Origin of the sequence: Alicyclobacillus tolerans, from assembly GCF_048984885.1 — a bacterium.
Taxonomy (GTDB): Bacteria; Bacillota; Bacilli; order Alicyclobacillales; family Alicyclobacillaceae; genus Alicyclobacillus_I; species Alicyclobacillus_I tolerans.
In genome coordinates this window covers 855,902-872,488 of the sequence record NZ_JBMGNK010000002.1, presented here as the reverse complement: position 1 = coordinate 872,488, position 16,587 = coordinate 855,902, and the positions used below count along the sequence as shown (strand labels likewise).

Genomic DNA, 16,587 nt, shown 5'->3' with positions numbered 1-16,587 from the left:
ACCCGCAACATTATATAACTAAATTCCTTTTAGGATAGAGGGTGTAAGATATAGTGGATTTGTCGATCGTTGTACCAACCTACAATGAACGAGAGAATGTTGTGATTGTGGCCGAAGCAATTCGCAATTGTACTTTAGATTATAATATCGAAGTTATTTTTGTTGATGACAGTACTGACATTAGTTCAATTGATACTTTAAATAAGTTAAAGTTAAATTACAATTGGGTTCGTGTTGAACATCGTGAAAATGAAAGAGGACTTGGTAGTGCAGTTGTTAAAGGCTTTGAGTTAGCGCAAGGACAATATATTGCAGTAATGGATGCAGACATGCAACACCCACCCGAAATCCTAGTAAACATGTTAAAGAGGATTAAAATTGGCGAGTATGACATCGTCATCCCTAGTCGGTTTATTCCTGGTGGAAACGATGGTGGTCTATCCGGTTTTAGAAAAATAGTTTCATGGACCGCACGTATTATAGCGCAACTCTTACTAAAAAGAGTGCGGAAAGTAACAGATCCGACGAGTGGTTTTTTTCTATTTCGAAGAACCGTCATCGATGGAGTTAAACTACATCCAATAGGATGGAAAATTCTTATTGAAATATTGGTTCGTGGGAATTACAAAAGTGTACTAGAGATACCTTATCATTTTAAACCCCGTATTAACGGACAATCTAATATGTCACTAAAAGTGCAATGGAAGTATATTTGCCATCTTGCACTTCTGCTTAGGGATAGTCCCGAAGATAGGCGTTTTTATTTGTTTTGTCTTGTTGGTGCGTCAGGAGTTATATTGAATCAAATCATTTACATTTCGTTATTACATTTAAAGTTAAATGTAATTGTTTCGAGTATAATTGCAGCAGGTCTGGTTCTTATCTCAAATTTTTTGCTCAATGACCGCTTTACATGGAACGACTCCCTTGCTTCACATAAAGCTAAACGCTTTCTGCGATTTGCGGCTATCTCCCTTATTGGAATTGCAATAAATGAAGCGGTACTTGCCTCACTTGTTTACTTTCTTGGTGTTCATTATATTCTTGGAAATCTTACCGGAATAGCCATCGCCACTTTGTGGAACTTCATAATAAATCACAAGGTCACATGGCAGATGAACCGAAGCATTAATGGGCATTTTAAAGAACAAACTTATGAAAAGATACAATAAGAGCGGTAGTTAAAAGGTGGGGGTAGTAGTCGTGCGAAAATTACAAAACCGATTTGATTATTTCATTCTTTGCTCATACGGTTTACTAATTTTATACATATGTTTTGCATTCCTACACGGTGATTTGTTACTCAATTCCTATATCAGTAACCAAGTTGCTGCTGGCCATTGGAATGTATATCGATGGTTTTCTGAAAACCCATCGTTAAAGAGTATTCCGACTCCAATGGCCCCACTATACTACGTCACTAATGGATTATATATGTTTATTCTTCATATGCTACATATTGATCCAATGACAACAGCCACATCAGGAAATTTATTTCTTGTATTCGGTACTTCTTCAGGATGGAAAGCCGGTTTAGGTGCACTATTGTTAAAATTTCCAAACTTGTTTTTTTTAATCTTAGGTTCTGTTGTTATACTTCGTATTGCTAAGCTAAGGAATTTTAATTCACGTGCAATTATAGGTTTGTGGGTGTTATCTCCTATAACCATTGCAGGAAGCTTAATGCAAGGACAAATTGATATTGTTCCGGCTACAATGACATTGATAACTTTATATTTTATAGTAAAACGTGAGTATTACTGGTCCATGTTTTTCCTTGGTATATCAGCAGGATTTAAAAATTATTCATTGTTGTTTATGCTCCCAACAGCTATTATCATTGGCCAAGCACAAATACGAAAGACAATTCAACTATTTTTAGTAGCCGTCTTCACATATATACTATGTTTATTGCCGTTTGCTGGGAATGACTTGATCGTGCGTCTCTTTGAATGGAAGGATGATTCAAGTTTATTCGCTACCTCATTCAAATTAGGACTTCAACCGGTCTATTATTTTGTATTGTTTTATTTATTGCTTATCGGTGCCCTTGTGACATTCCGACATAAAATTGAAGATGTATTTTATGCTGTTTGCTGGTCAAGTTTTTTTGTTGTGGCTAGTATTATGCTAACCACATGGTGGCTACCTCAATGGATTATATGGTTAGTTCCATTCGGTGTATTTCTAGTAATTGAAAATCCAATTAGTAAGTTTTGGTTCTTGATTTTCTGTACTTCAGTTTTAATTAACAATTTAATTTCATTCCCAGATAACCTAGATTATGCAATGTCAATTTTTAAGGGTTCAGAAAATGCAATTAGTTATTCAGGAGTTGGTGGTCATTTATCTAGTGCAATATATACAGTTATCATTGTATCATTACTATTTATTTTAGTTTCATCATTTAAGTCAGTCGTATTTACACCAATTTCTGATTCTAATTACTCAAGCATAACTAAGTTTTTTTTTCTTAGGCAATATCAACCCATATTCCTAATTCCTACCCTTTTATATATTATTTTAATTTATATGCAACCCTTATTTGGAGTTTATATCATTCAACAGACAGAATCTAACGTTCCAGTTGGCCCGATTTTACAATCCACACCTATTGAGCAGGTTTTTGATACAAATGGACAACCCTTCAATACTTTAAAGATACTCTTTGCTACTTATGCTCGGACAAATAATTGCCTGGTGACGGTTGATATTGCCCCATTGCATTCAAATCATAAATCAGTAAAAGTGATAGAACATATCAACGCCAGCCAACTTAAAGATAATTCGTGGGTTAAGTTTAAATTCCCAATGATTCATCCTGTGGAAAACAGATATGTTATAACTATCACCTCAAACACAAATAACCCCAGTAATGCAATAACTGTATGGAGTACAAGTTCGTCTGTTTCTTCTCTGAAAGATTATTTAAGTTTTTATGGTAAAAAAAGGGAAGGAAGTATTGCGTTTGAAGTCGGACGTATTTTGCTTCCATAGAGATTGCACTCATTAAAGTAAGCGTCAAATAGTACACACCTTGCACCACTCATTCACTGATTCTAGTCTTTCTACATAAATGGGGCTACCCCGTCAGCGGTTTTCAACCGCTTTTGGGACAGCCCCACACAAAAAGTGCTATTAGCACGAAGCTTAGTAAGCAAAAGTTTGGAATCCAAGAAGTGAGAATCCTTGACTTACCTGCATGTTAAAACTAGTTGCATGATTCTAGTTTAAATTAATAAACTCCTAGGTGCTCTTATCCCCTTTTAATTCCAATGAAAGCACTTGCCCGCTTTATGGGATGTTGAAATCTCCCCAGAATCTACCTTTCTTTGTTGTTATCAGATGCCACCAAGGTACGGTACTTATTAAGGGACCTCAACTATCTTTCCATTCCTAAGTAGAAAGCAATGTAAGAGCCCTTTTTTTCTTCCGGGAACACGTACGCCAGCAGAATATGGTGTATGATAAACATTTGATGTTAGGCTCTAATGGTGGACACAGCAAATCGAGAATGTGAAAATAAGTAAATCATCGATTTGAGGTATCTGTGTTGGGACGTGTATATGATAGAGATTTTAAGTTGAATACGGTGAAGTTGGTGTTGGGGGGGAGGGGAAGACAGCCTCACAGTGGCACGGGATCTTGGTATGATTTCAAAGACGCTTTATGGGTGGATTGCTCAATATAAAAGGGGTCCGAAACATCCCTTTGTTGGCAGTGGGAATTTGAAGCCCGAAGTCCAAGCGACTTGGGATGTAGAGCGTGAGAACCGTGAGCTGAGAGAGGAAATAGAAATCTTAAAAAACGCTCATGACCCTTCGGGACACAGGCTATGATGAAAATGGTCATGGCTTTTTTGTTTGCTAAGAATCTCGCATAATGGAGACGAATCCGACCAGTTCGGTTCTGCTTTGTGGTGGTTTGACCCCGATAAAAAAACTGAATGGACAACCCTCGAAGCACAGGATATTGGACCGAGAGTCCGAGTAAAAAATCTTCAATGTCGGGTTGTCTTCGGATTCATCATTCTGTGGGATGGAGGTTGTCATTCATGATGGAAGCCATACTTGAGCGGTGTGCTGGGCTGGACGTACACCAGGAATCTGTAGTCGCCTGTGTGTTAACAGGCCCACTGGATCGCTCGCCCAAGTCTGAAATCCGGACGTTTGGCACGATGGTTGAGGATCTACTAGCGCTTGCAGATTGGCTCAACGAGAGTGGCTGTACGCATGTCGTCATGGAGAGCACGGGGGTCTACTGGAAGCCCGTCTGGAACGTGCTTGAAGCCTTTGATTTTGAATTGCTCCTCGCCAATGCGCACCACATCAAAAACCTCCCTGGACGTAAGACCGACATGAAAGATGCAGAGTGGATAGCCAAACTCCTTCGCTCTGGTCTCATTGAAGGTAGTTTCGTCCCTTCTCAAGAAACACGGGACCTGCGCGATCTGACTCGGTACCGGAAGAAGCTCGTACAGGATGCTACTTCCGAGAAAAACCGAATTCATCGACTCCTGCAGGATGCAAACATTAAATTGACTACGCATATGTCGGATATCTTCGGGGTATCCGGACGAATTCTGCTACAAAAGATTATGGACGGCGAAGTCATTACATTGGAGTTCCTAGAGTCGGAGATGAAGGGTGCACTACGGCATAAATCAGCCAAATTGCTGCAGTCACTGAACGGTCGCTTACGGAGACATCACCGAGATATGCTGCGATTTTCCTATGAACACCTGCAATTCATTGAGAAGGCCATTCTGGAAGTAGAGCAAGAGATACGCGCTCACATGGCGGATAAGCAGGAAGCTTTTGAACTCATTACGACCGTACCCGGAATTAATGCAAATGCGGCAGCAATCATCTTGGCTGAGATGGGTACCGACATGGAGCAGTTCGGCGGTGACAAACAATTGGCGGCATGGGCCGGACTCAGCCCAGGAAATCATGAGAGTGCAGGTAAAAAAAACGGGTTCGGTCCCGAAGCGGGAACAGTGCTCTAAAAGCAGTGCTTTGCGAATGTGCCTGGGCAGCAGCACGAACAAGAAATACCCGCCTGTCCGCCCGTTATTGGTTATGGGTCCGTAAGATGGGCGTCAAGAAGGCGCTTGTCGCTCTCGCTCATACTCTGCTTCGGATTGTGTACCACATCCTGCATCGTAAAGAACGGTATACAGAGCTTGGTCCAGATTATCTAGATAGTTTCAGGCAACGTAGTGAAGAACGTCGGGAAGCGGACATGATTCGTAGGTTGCAAGAGAAGGGATTCCAGGTATCTAAACCTTGATACCGATGCGAATATCCAGTCATTCCGCGAGACTGTAGTGACAGCCTCTATTTCCGTTCGTCCATATTCGATCGAGACTCTTCAGCTGATACGGACTCATTTTCGTAAAAAAGCAAACCCTCACTCCCTCAGATGATTAGCCTTTTCTCACGAATGCTCGCTCATTCGCAGGATTTCATTAACCTAGTTATAAGATGGAGTGGGAATGAGGAGATACCTCGTAAGGCAGAACCGTTCGAGCGCGTGCGGGAACAGAAGGTGCAGTGCGTTTTAACAGCATCTTCCATATAGGTCCTTTGCTGCACGCTTCTCTCCACAAGGTCCCTGGGATTCACTCTCCCAAATCTCGACGGGTCTACGCCCTTACATTCCTTCGTCCTATCTATCCAAGGTGTGGAGTCCAATCAACGTTTGCGCAACGGGTCTGCTTTGCCCTAAAGTGAGGGTTTCTTGGTACTCCGTGCTTTCTTTGTGAAATCCTGCGAATGAGCCAATCTACGTGTCGAGACCCTCAGGTTTCTTAAGCTGCTAACGTAAGTTGGACTTTAGCTAAACTGAATTCTTCCCCTTGTCTGGCCATAGCGACGAGCATTCGAGCCAGTTTACCGATTAATTTCATGATGGATTGCATCTTGGTCATCCGTTTCACTTCAATGTTGTGTGTATGCAGGGCTTGAAACGCAGAATTGTGGGGCAGCAGGCGAAACACAGTGAAGTAGAGGTGCTTGCGTAGTAGCGAATTGCCTCTCTTTGTGAGCTTTATTTTCCCCTTGTATTTACCAGAACTCTTCTCAGCGAGGTTCAAACCGGCATTTCGCAGCAACTGGTTTCCATGAGACAGCTTACTTAAATCACCGCCAAAGGCTAAAATGGCAGCCGTTGCAGGAGCAGATACCCCTACGGACAGAACGAGTTCTGAACCAGGAATCTCGGGCAGCATCTTCTTCATCATCTCGTCAGCTTCCTCAACAATCCTCTGAATTCGTTCGTACTCATCCACCAAATGTGTGAGTTCCCATTTGTCTTCCTCCAGGGCGAAAGTGTCTCCAACACTGTGTCTGGCTAACTCAAGAAGTTCAATCGCCTTGCGCTTCCCACGCAAACCACCAGGTCTCGACATGTACTCTTCCCAGATTTCTATCATTCGTTCTGGAGTCAGCTGTAGCAAGTCAGACGGCGTCGAGAACCGGCGCAATGTCGCTAGGGAACGAGCACTGAAAATATCCTCAAATGCTTGTCCATACTCAGGGAAACGAATATCCAGCCAACGATGGATACGGTTTTCGATCCGTCCACGTTCGACCACCCAGTGCTCCCTGTTTGTGACGACGACTCGGGTCCGCCGGAATGCTTCGTCTTTTGGGGAAAAGGAGCCATTCCTGTAATGAATTAATTTCGGGTTTGAAATGAAAAGAGCCGTAGTGAACCCGATTTTGTCAAGACAGATGGGATGGCTTTTAAGAGAGAAATGCAATTCAGATAAAAACCGTCTCACGCTGCGTTCCGTTTCTTTTGCCAATTTCTGAATTCCAAAGGCGAGCGATAACCTAGTGCGGAGTGTGGTCGGTCCGTGTTGTAAAAGTGAATGTACGATTCAATTGCCGCTTTCGCCTCGGCAAAGCTGTTGTATTCCTGCAGCCAGACTTCTTCCTCTTTCAGTGACCGGAAGAATCGCTCGATGTATCCGTCAGCATCAGGGTTGTTGTACCCCGTCCGCTCGTGATTGATTTGGCAGACCTTCATCGCTTCGATGAACCGTCGACTCGTCATCTGGCAGCCATTGTCCGTTCGAAGCGTCAAACCGGCACCTTGAACGCCGCTTGGGAAACGATAATTCAGCGCCATATCTACAGCATTCAGCAAGTCCTCCGTACGGCAGAACCGGGAAAATGAGTACCCCACAATCTCCCGGTCATAAGCGTCAATCACGGCAAACAGATAACCCCATCCGTCTTTCCCGCACCACACCTTCGTCATGTCGCACTGGAAATGCTCGTTGGACCTGGTGACTGGTATTTTCCCTCGCCGTTTCGCTCGTGAAGCGCCCCGTTTCTGGGTTTTCACCAGCAGCCCCATTTCCTTCATCAGCCGATACACCCGTTTATGGTTCACCCGCAAGTTGTATCGGCGGCGCAGCATGACTTGGATTCGCCGGTATCCGTACGTGGGGAATTCTTCGCACAGTTTCCGAATCCACTGATGAACCACAGCGTTCTTATCCACAGGAGGCCGCTTCGGTTTTGGCACATACGGCTTCAATAGGCTGTAACAGTACGTCCGATTCAGCCCTAACGCTTTTGCAATCACTGGGACCGGGAACCCTTCTTTGGTGAGCTGACAGACCAAAGAACGGCTATTTACTTCCGGCCCCAATTCGATTTTTTTCGCAACACATCCACCTGCATCGTAAGCTCACCGATCTTAGCCCTAGCCTCCTGCAACTCCTTCTCCAACTCCTGCTCCCTCGTAGAGGGTCCGGACTGAAGTCCAGCCCGCCCACCAGACAGGAACGCTTCACGCCACCTGTAATAAAGACTCTGGGCCACGCCATGCTGCCGACATACTTCGCTAATATTTGCACTAGGCATCATGCCCTCGAGGACGATGTTTATTTTTTCATCCACTGTCCACTTACGTCCCAGCATCACAAACACCTCTACTTCATCTTAACCCATCCCTTCTGTCTGGGTTGACTTTGGGGCAAGTATACCGTAAGTTGACCTACATGCTTCGACAGGACTATGGACTCGTCATTAACGAAAAGAAAGTGTACCGGTTGTGTAAGGAACTGGGTGTGTTACGCCCACAACGGAAGATCCGTCAGAAGCATTCCAGGAAACTGGCACAGAACCGGACAATCACGGCACCAAACCAGTTGTGGGAAGTCGACGTGAAGTACGGATACATCACAGGCGAAGACCGATTCTTCTTCGTGCTATCCTATATCGACGTGTACGATCGTCAAATTGTGGGATATCATATCGGTCTAACCTGCGAAGCCAGACATGCCCTTGAAGCTTTTCGGGCAGCCCTGTGGAAACGTCAGATTCTTCAATCCGATGCGCCGATGCCGGTCATCCGTTCCGACAATGGCCCCCAGTTTGTGAGCCATCTGTTTGAATCGGAGTGTGAGCGATGGAATTTCCTACACGAGCGTATACCGCCCAAGATGCCGAATATGATGAACGCATACATCGAGTCTTACCACAGGCTTCTCGAGGATGAGTGCTTGTCCATGTACGAGTTCGAGACATACGCCGAGGCATACCAGGCGGTCGTGGAATTCGTGAGCCGGTACAACAACCGCCGATTGCATTCCAGCTTGCACTACCTGTCGCCGGCAGAGTTCTACTGCCGCCATCTCGAGACAGGGCTCCAGCCCACACGCACTGTAAGGGTGTGACGCACGTTGGTGCGTATCCAGGGCCTTTGCCTCTAACTGCCCCAAGCCAGCGGGAGAATGGGCAGTCAGGGGACCGGAGGGTCAGCGACAGCGGCCCTGGACGGACCGACGACCGATGGCAATTTATAGACCAGGGCAAAGGCCTGAAGATCAACTGCGAAAGATTTCAATATCGGGAGTATGTGTCCAATCTACGGGTGTTAATTCGTGAAAAACCGGATGATGGTGTACTGCATCACTCGGACCGTGGAAGTCAGTATGCGTCAAGGGAATACCGGGACAAGTTGAAGGAATACCAGATGATCGGCAGCATGAGCCGCAAAGGCAATGGTTACGATAATGCTTGCATCGAGTCGTTCCACAGTGTCATTAAGCGGGAGCTAATTCATCTTGAAACATATGAAACAAGGGCAAGGGCAAAGCGAGACATCTGGGAATACATCGATCTTTGGTACAACCGAGTGCGGATTCACTCGCCAATCGGCTACAAAACGCCAGTTCAATATCACTCCATGTATGACCAAATGATACTCAAGGCGGCTGGCTAAACAGGTTAAGTGATACAAAACTGAATACTTAGACATTCTCTGTTTGGTCTGTCCACCCTATTGACTTAATTCCACTTTTTCACAGGGTTGAAGACAAAGCGGTAAAATATACGTTGACGTACGCCAAGAAAGCAAAGGAGTAATGAAGGATGGATACCAAAATAGATTTAAGCACTCCGGCTGTGGGTGGTTTTTTACGTTCCGCTTCTCGCTCCAAAGAAGAACGTCTCAATCCTTTTCCCTGGTATCGCAAACAACTTGAGAAGGGCGCAGTGTTAGCAGACGATTCATACGGGGGTTGGCACATATTCGGATATACCGAAGCGCAAACAGCGCTTCGAAATCATACACACTTCTCATCTGAACGATTCCGAAATTCAGGAAATATGACAAATCCTCGCCCCAGCATTCTAAATCTAGATCCTCCTCGCCACACTCAGCTTCGTAGTCTGGTCAATACTGCATTCACACCCAAAGCCATCCGTCATTGGTCAACACGTATTCAAGAAATTGTCGACGAACTGCTCAACTCCATATCTATCAACAACGAAACAGGAGAGACAATCGACCTTGTATCCACGCTCGCCTATCCTTTACCTGTAATTGTGATCGCTGAAATGATGGGTATTCCTGCAAAAGACCGTGAAAAATTTAAACGTTGGTCAGACGTTTTGGTGGAAGGACCTTCTAGTCTCACGCCGGAAATCATCATGGATTTAATGCAGAGAAAACAGGTTGCTCGTGAAGAAATGCGACATTATTTTTATGATGTTTTGACTAAATCTCAACATCCTGAACACAGTTTGATTGCCATACTTTTAGAAGCTAATTTAGAAAGAGAAAAACTAACCGCTGAAGAACTGATTAGTTTTTGTATTTTACTTTTAGCCGCTGGCAACGAAACAACCACAAATTTGATAACAAATTTTTGGAGGTGTATGTTACAATATCCGCAAGCACTGGAAGATTTACAACATGATCATAGCCTCGTCCCTTCCGCAATCGAAGAAACGCTCCGCTATTACTCGCCAGTCCAAGCCACGAGCCGCATCGTCACAGAAGATATCGAATTTTACGGGGTAGAAATGAAATCGGGCGATCACGTTACGATTTGGCTTGCCGCCGCCAATCGAGACTCAAGTATCTTTACAAATCCCGATACGTTTGATATTTACCGTTCGCCGAATCATCACTTAGCGTTTGGACATGGCATTCATTTTTGTTTAGGCGCGCCTCTCGCCAGATTAGAAGCAGAAATTGCCATTCATACCATGCTGCAACGATTTTCTTCGTTTCAAGCTGTGCCAGCAGAATGGGAGCCTATTATTAGTGGGTTTGTTTTTGGTCTACATTCGTATCCAATGAAAATTCGCTGAATGGGTAATGGCAACCCAGCAAAATAACTGATTTATTTCAATTTTCTCGAATCTATACCTGTCTCTTCCAAACGTGATAAAATTACTAAAATAGGATAGGACGTGAGGAAGGAGAAACCATATGCCTGACATTACTGATGAATTGCCCAGACTCGCGCCAATTATGCAAAACTTACTGAAAGAAAATGTATTAGTAGGGCCAACACTTACTAATGTAGCCGTGATGGAAATTACCCAAGAATATCAAAACCTGATTAACCAAGAGGCGCAAAAACTGGTTCACACATATTGGACGACAGAATTATTTTCTCACCCATTCATCCAACCATATTTTCAAAAGGTAGTCGCCACCAATGCTATGATTGACGCGATTACCAGCACCGCAGCATTTTATGCGCATTTGCGCTTAGGTCAAGAAGGTCTGGATGAAAGCATGATCTTCGTTGCCTCAAAGTTATTGGAAACAAGTATGCAACGCTATACTCCGAAAAATATATTCTGGTTGGCGTTTATTGTAAATGCCTATGATGATTACCAGGCTATACAATATTACCAGCCCATGTTAGCCACTGATTTTGTCAGCGGATCCTTTCATCGTCCCTGGTCAATTTATCGCTTAGAAGAAGAATTTAAGTTGATTCTCGACTATGGTGCAGCTGAATGGGTAACCCATACATCAGACATGTCCATTCGTTTGACGCAACGTGGAGAAAAGCATCTCTATAAATTTCGACAGTTTTTGGATGCTACTGGATTTCTGGAAAAACGCGCACAACTGAACCGTTTTGCCGGTTTTGGTCAAATGCAAGATTATGATGACGTTATGAATACCCTCACTAACACTCAAGAACTACGCTCCCTCGTGCTTCAAAACGCTAAGTTGAAACCAGGTATGCATGTCCTAGAACTTGGCTGCGGCACTGGTGCACTGACACTAGAAGGAGGACTGGTGAATCAGGTTGGTTCACACGGTTTAGTCACTGCCATCGATCCTTCTGTTGGAATGTTAAATCGTTCCATGCAAAAACTGAAAAGTTACCCTGAGTCTTCGGTCAAGTTTGTGCAAGCAACAGCCGAGGAGCTTCCATTTGAAAACAATACATTTGACGCGGCGATAGGGTGTCTATTTTTACATTTCACGAATATTCAAGTAACATTGAAAGAGATACACCGAGTCTGCAAGCCAGGTGCATGGTTTACCACCGTCTATGGACTTCAATTTCCACAGACAGAACCTTTTATGACAGAATGGCTGACACCTATTTATGAGAATAACGAAACTTTAAGAAATTCGACAACCGATCAACTGCCCTCAGAAGACACTGTTCGTGAAATCATCGATACTCTAGACGAAACATACGATCAAGTACAAATTTATCCAGTCGAAATGATTGGAAATACATTTCATATCGACAAAACTATTGAATTTTGGTTTCGCGCTGCACATATTTTTGAACCTTTTATGCGCAACTTACCTTGGAAAGCTCAACAAGACTTAATTGAGAACCTAACGAATCGAGGTTACCAAATTCAGAATAAATATGGTAAAGAGGGTATGATTCAACACCATCCCGGACAGTTTTTGCAAGCTCGCGTTATCAAAGTCTAACCTTGAAGGACGGTGTAACGTGGAACAATTCTACTGCATTTACTGCCAGGATCTTTGCAAAATCAAACAAAGTGCTCGTGTATTCCAAACTGGGTTTATTCGTGTCAATCAAAAAGACTATCCCATGGGAATCTGTCAAGACCATGCTCGAGATGACAAGGAAACAGAAACTCTTACCACGCCCTGATTGACGTTGAAAAATGAAACAATGAGTTTCGCATCTCCATCTATTTTATGTCGATTTAAATTTGATTGTTATATACTAGAAATATATCGAATATAGATTTACATTTGAGATATTTAAGAATGGTATTTATGAGATAACACTTAACCAAGGGTAAAAACTATTCATGGTAGGAACAAAATAAGAAGCGATAACCACCAACAAAACACTCCCATTCTATGGTCTGTTTGGCGGTTTTATCGCTTCAACTGCATCATTTTTCTCTATTTTTCTTATGCCTAGTTGTCAATTATTCGACATGTGTAAGCTGTCGATGCATATGGACTAACTTTTTATACCATTCACCACTCTCTTTGAGAGTACGTCGTTGGGTTGCAAAATCGACGTGCACGATACCAAAACGTTTGCTGTATCCATGCGCCCATTCAAAATTATCCAATAGTGACCAGAGAAAATACCCTTTGAGTTGGTTGTTTTCTGCACAAAACCGTTCTGCTGCCCGCAGATGCCCTTCCAAATAGTCAATTCTCGCAGGATCAGACACTTTTCCATCTACCATCACATCATCAAAAGCAGCCCCGTTCTCCGTAATATAAATCGGAATAGAAGTATATTCGCTGGCCAAACGAGTCAATAATCGATACAGAGATTCCGGATGAATTTCCCATCCCATAGCTGTACAAACGTCAGGATGCGCAGGCACTTGTTCAACCTGAAGAAACGGATTGTCTGAAAAATGCCGAACAACACTGCGCGAATAAAAATTGACACCGAGAAAATCGATGGGCACGGCAATCGTCTCTACATCTCCATCTTTTAGAAAATCCCAATCAGGAACATGCGTTTGAAATGCTTCAAGCATATCTTCTGGATAATACCCGTGAAAAATCGGATCAAGGAACCAACGATTTGAAAATCCGTCAGCCAGCATTGCAGCCTGCTTATCTTCTGGGCTTTCTGAAGCTGGATAACAAACATTCAAATTGAGCGTAATTCCAATTTGTCCATCCATGCCAAGCTGCCGATACGCTTTTACCGCTTCCCCGTGAGACAGCAAGATATGATGAGCTGCCATCACGGCTTCCTGCCAATTCTGGTGTCCGGGTGCGTGCTCGCCAATACCGTAGCTCAGAAAAGACGCACACCAAGGTTCGTTATGCGTAATCCACTTTGATATGCGCTTTCCAAAATGTTTGAAAAGAGTTTCACTAAATTCACGGAAATGGTCAATTACATTACGTTCCAGCCACCCACCTTCTTCTGCCAACCAAGCAGGAAGATCCCAGTGGTAGATAGTTCCTACGGGTTCAATATGATGTTTTTCCAGTTCATCCAGAAGCCGATGATAAAATTCTATACCGCGCATGTTTAACTTTCCTTTTTCCGGAAAAATTCGCGGCCAAGCAAACGAAAAGCGATAAGCTTGAACACCGAGATCGGCCATTAAAGCAATATCCTCCGGAAAACGATGGTAGTGATCACAGGCAATGTCACCATTATGACCTTGATACGTTTTACCGTCATAGCAAAAAGTATCCCAGTGCGAAAGTGTGCGACCATCTTCACGACTTGCACCTTCAATTTGATAGGCAGAGGTGGCTACACCAAACAAAAAATCTCCAGGAAAATTCCAGTTTTTAGTCAATGATATAACTTCCTTTCTCAGTCAACCTGTGGGAATCAATAGTGTTCTCATAGCTATCTATCAGACTGTAAACTCGAATTTGTTCACACACTTCTTTCAGTGACAAATCTACCGAAAGAAATTTTTTAGAAAGCAAAACGGTATACGGAGTTGCAGGCAGAAGATCGAAATAATTGTCGCTAAAAACGCCGTCTGCTTCTGATAATTCAAGCATGACGTACTTTGCAAAAGTTTGACTTGTCAAATGGATTTCAAAATGATCGTCCAGTTCTTCCATATCTAAAGAAATATCGGGAGACAAAAGCTCCAAATGCTTAGCTTTACAGAAAATTACCGTTCCTGTTGACGAGTGATTTTCACCAAATTGACCTTCGTACTGGAAGAACATTTGTCGAGCATGACCTGACTGAAGTTGAGAATTCAAATCAACTTGCAATAGGATGCGACTGTCCATCGCCGATATCTGGACTTCCTCATGTCCATGTGCGACGACTGTGCCATCGAATTTTTTCAAAAACCAGGCAACTGTCCCTTGAACGGGATCGAGTGTATCGTTGGTTAAATGTAATTCGACCGTACTCCCCTCTTCACATGCACTGAGTAGAATCGGAGAATAGAAACGTTTAGCAAAATAATGTAATGCTTTCCAACGACCAAACGAATCTAAGCTCGACCACGAGGCTACAGGCCAACAATCATTTAACTGCCAATACAAGGTTCCCATACAGCGACCGCGATTTCGTCGCCAGTGTTCTACACCATAACGAATGGCTTCTGCCTGTAAAATTTGTGAAATACAAGATAGAGCTTGAAGATTTTTCGGATATTTGAAATTCTCCGATAAATAGTAGAGAATCTTGCCATTTGCAGATCCGTTTTTTTGATGTTTCTCCATGATATAAGAGAAAATATTCCTATCCTGTTCTTCTGTAAAACTACATATAGTTTTTATGGATGGAAATGATTGAAAACCAAACTCAGAACAGAAACGAAAGTAATACTTGCGATAGTCAGTAAAAGGTTTTAGTCCATGCCATACTTCCCAATAATGGACATCTCCCTCCCTTTCACTATTTGGCGAGCGAAATCCTCCACCTGATGAAGGAGAAGCTGGCCAGTAAAAAGTTTGGGGGGCGATTTCTTGGCAAATGGCTGGAAAGTCTTCCTCAAACATTCGCAAATAGTCTTTTTGCCGTTCTACTGACTTGGGTAGATCCCAATCATGCCAAGCGAGTTCCATCTCATTATTGCCGCATATGAGACCAAGGCAGGCATGGTGGCGAATACGGCGGAGATTATCTTCTACTTCTGCACAAATATTAGCTTGGAATTCTTCGCTTAAACGATATACCGCACAGGCAAACATTAAATCTTGCCAGACAATGAGTCCATATTCATCACAGAGATCGTAAAAATCATCTCCTGGATAAATGCCGCCTCCCCAGACTCGAATCATATTGAAATGAGCTGTTTTGCAGGCATGGATTAAGCGTTCCGTTTTTTCTCGGCCAGTTCTTCCCAGTAAATTATCCTCTGGAATGTAATTGGCTCCACGAGCGAATATGGGAACTCCATTAATGACAAAAGCGAAAGATTTTCCCCACCGATCAGGTTGCTGAACCACTGTCAACGTACGCAAACCAATTCTATAGCTTCGTTGATCAAAGACCTTATTTTGCTGACCAACCGTAATTTCAACTTGATACAGCGGCTGATTACCTAAATCTTGCGTCCACCAAAGTTCAGGATCTTTAACTTGTATACGAACATCTGCATGGCCATTGCAAACTACAGTGCGTTCCTCTTGAACAAACCCGTTGGGGTGCATCAGCCTCACAACCACCTCAGGGTTTAACGCTTCGGATTTTTCATACGTTTCAATTTGAGTCAGCACATCGACCCAAACCTGATCAGCTTCATGAGTCTGCAAAATCGATGCGTCTAAAAGTCGAGTTCCCGAAAAAGCTACCAATTCTAATGATCGCCAAATTCCTGCATCTGGAATTTTCGGACCCCAGTCCCAACCAAACATGTAATGTGCTTTGCGCAAATGCGGGAAACCGGCAATCGTGTGATCGGGGCCCCAAAGTGGAAATTTTTCTTGCATCTTTTCCACGTACTGCAAGGGAGAATCAAAGCGAATTCGTATGATATTTTTACCATTACAAAGTTTATCTTTAACATTCCATTCATAAGTACGATGCATGTTTTCAGTTCTGCCTAGACGAGAACTGTTTATCCAGACTGTCGCTAATGTATCTAGACCATGAGCTAGCAAACAAACATAATCAGCCTTTAGAAATGATTCGTCTACTATAAACTCATGTTCGTATTCATAGTCTTTAGCAGCTATTTCTAAAGCAATCGCTTCGTGATCACGATAAAAAGGGTCCGGAATTTTCCCGGCCGTCAATAAATCTTGCATGACGGAACCTGGCACCTTTGCTGGATTCCATTCTGTCTCACCGACCGCTCGCATCTGCCAATAACCATTTAAACTCATGGCTTGCCGAAACATTTTCTGCATGGC

12 protein-coding genes and 1 pseudogene are annotated in these 16,587 nt (G+C 43.3%); 8 read left to right on the top strand and 5 right to left on the bottom strand.

The genetic code is table 11. The features are described from left to right. Positions 1-53 precede the first annotated feature (53 nt). From ACOJUR_RS04390 to ACOJUR_RS04375, 4 genes are all read left to right on the top strand, one after another. The gene (locus tag ACOJUR_RS04390) at positions 54-1,172 is read left to right on the top strand and encodes a glycosyltransferase (protein WP_420949342.1); all 1,119 of its coding nucleotides are present in this window, start codon (positions 54-56) and stop codon (positions 1,170-1,172) included. A gap of 295 nt (positions 1,173-1,467) precedes the next feature. After that, positions 1,468-2,997 (top strand): hypothetical protein, encoded by a 1,530-nt coding sequence (locus tag ACOJUR_RS04385; protein ID WP_420949341.1) that lies wholly within the window; start codon positions 1,468-1,470, stop codon positions 2,995-2,997. Positions 2,998-4,054: 1,057 nt separating this feature from the next. Beyond that, positions 4,055-5,008, top strand: a complete 954-nt coding sequence (locus ACOJUR_RS04380) for an IS110 family RNA-guided transposase (protein ID WP_420949053.1) — start codon at positions 4,055-4,057, stop codon at positions 5,006-5,008. 86 nt (positions 5,009-5,094) lie between these two features. After that, entirely contained in the window at positions 5,095-5,292 is a 198-nt protein-coding gene (locus tag ACOJUR_RS04375; RefSeq protein WP_306955528.1) for a hypothetical protein, read from the top strand. Between the two features lie 520 nt (positions 5,293-5,812). Here ACOJUR_RS04375 and ACOJUR_RS04370 read toward each other — a convergent pair. From ACOJUR_RS04370 to ACOJUR_RS04360, 3 genes are all read right to left on the bottom strand, one after another. Then, positions 5,813-6,598 (bottom strand): transposase, encoded by a 786-nt coding sequence (locus ACOJUR_RS04370; RefSeq protein ID WP_420949340.1) that lies wholly within the window; start codon positions 6,596-6,598, stop codon positions 5,813-5,815. A 185-nt stretch (positions 6,599-6,783) separates the two neighbouring features. After that, complete coding sequence (locus ACOJUR_RS04365) at positions 6,784-7,638, bottom strand: IS3 family transposase (protein WP_420950498.1); 855 nt, start codon at positions 7,636-7,638, stop codon at positions 6,784-6,786. Positions 7,639-7,649: 11 nt separating this feature from the next. Further along, a complete protein-coding gene (locus tag ACOJUR_RS04360; RefSeq protein WP_370541913.1) occupies positions 7,650-7,937 on the bottom strand; it encodes a transposase in 288 nt (95 codons plus the stop codon). A gap of 44 nt (positions 7,938-7,981) precedes the next feature. Here ACOJUR_RS04360 and ACOJUR_RS04355 point away from each other — a divergent pair, with 44 nt between their 5' ends. From ACOJUR_RS04355 to ACOJUR_RS04340, 4 genes and pseudogenes are all read left to right on the top strand, one after another. After that, on the top strand, positions 7,982-8,695 hold the full coding sequence (locus ACOJUR_RS04355) for a DDE-type integrase/transposase/recombinase (protein WP_420949339.1): 714 nt from the start codon (positions 7,982-7,984) through the stop codon (positions 8,693-8,695). A 194-nt stretch (positions 8,696-8,889) separates the two neighbouring features. After that, positions 8,890-9,243, top strand: a pseudogene (locus ACOJUR_RS04350) (IS3 family transposase); the annotation flags it as partial. Positions 9,244-9,392: 149 nt separating this feature from the next. Next, positions 9,393-10,619: a cytochrome P450 gene (locus ACOJUR_RS04345; protein ID WP_420949338.1), complete on the top strand. Its 1,227-nt coding sequence runs from the start codon at positions 9,393-9,395 to the stop codon at positions 10,617-10,619. A 121-nt stretch (positions 10,620-10,740) separates the two neighbouring features. Beyond that, positions 10,741-12,228, top strand: coding sequence for a class I SAM-dependent methyltransferase (locus tag ACOJUR_RS04340; RefSeq protein ID WP_420949337.1), 1,488 nt, complete (start codon positions 10,741-10,743; stop codon positions 12,226-12,228). 473 nt (positions 12,229-12,701) lie between these two features. On the opposite strand, the gene ACOJUR_RS04335 is transcribed toward ACOJUR_RS04340, so the two are convergent. Next, on the bottom strand, positions 12,702-14,057 hold the full coding sequence (locus ACOJUR_RS04335; RefSeq protein WP_420949336.1) for a GH1 family beta-glucosidase: 1,356 nt from the start codon (positions 14,055-14,057) through the stop codon (positions 12,702-12,704). Next, positions 14,050-16,584, bottom strand: coding sequence for a beta-mannosidase (locus ACOJUR_RS04330; RefSeq protein WP_420949335.1), 2,535 nt, complete (start codon positions 16,582-16,584; stop codon positions 14,050-14,052). Before ACOJUR_RS04330 ends, ACOJUR_RS04335 begins: the two co-directional genes overlap by 8 nt. Between the last annotated feature and the right edge of the window lie 3 nt (positions 16,585-16,587).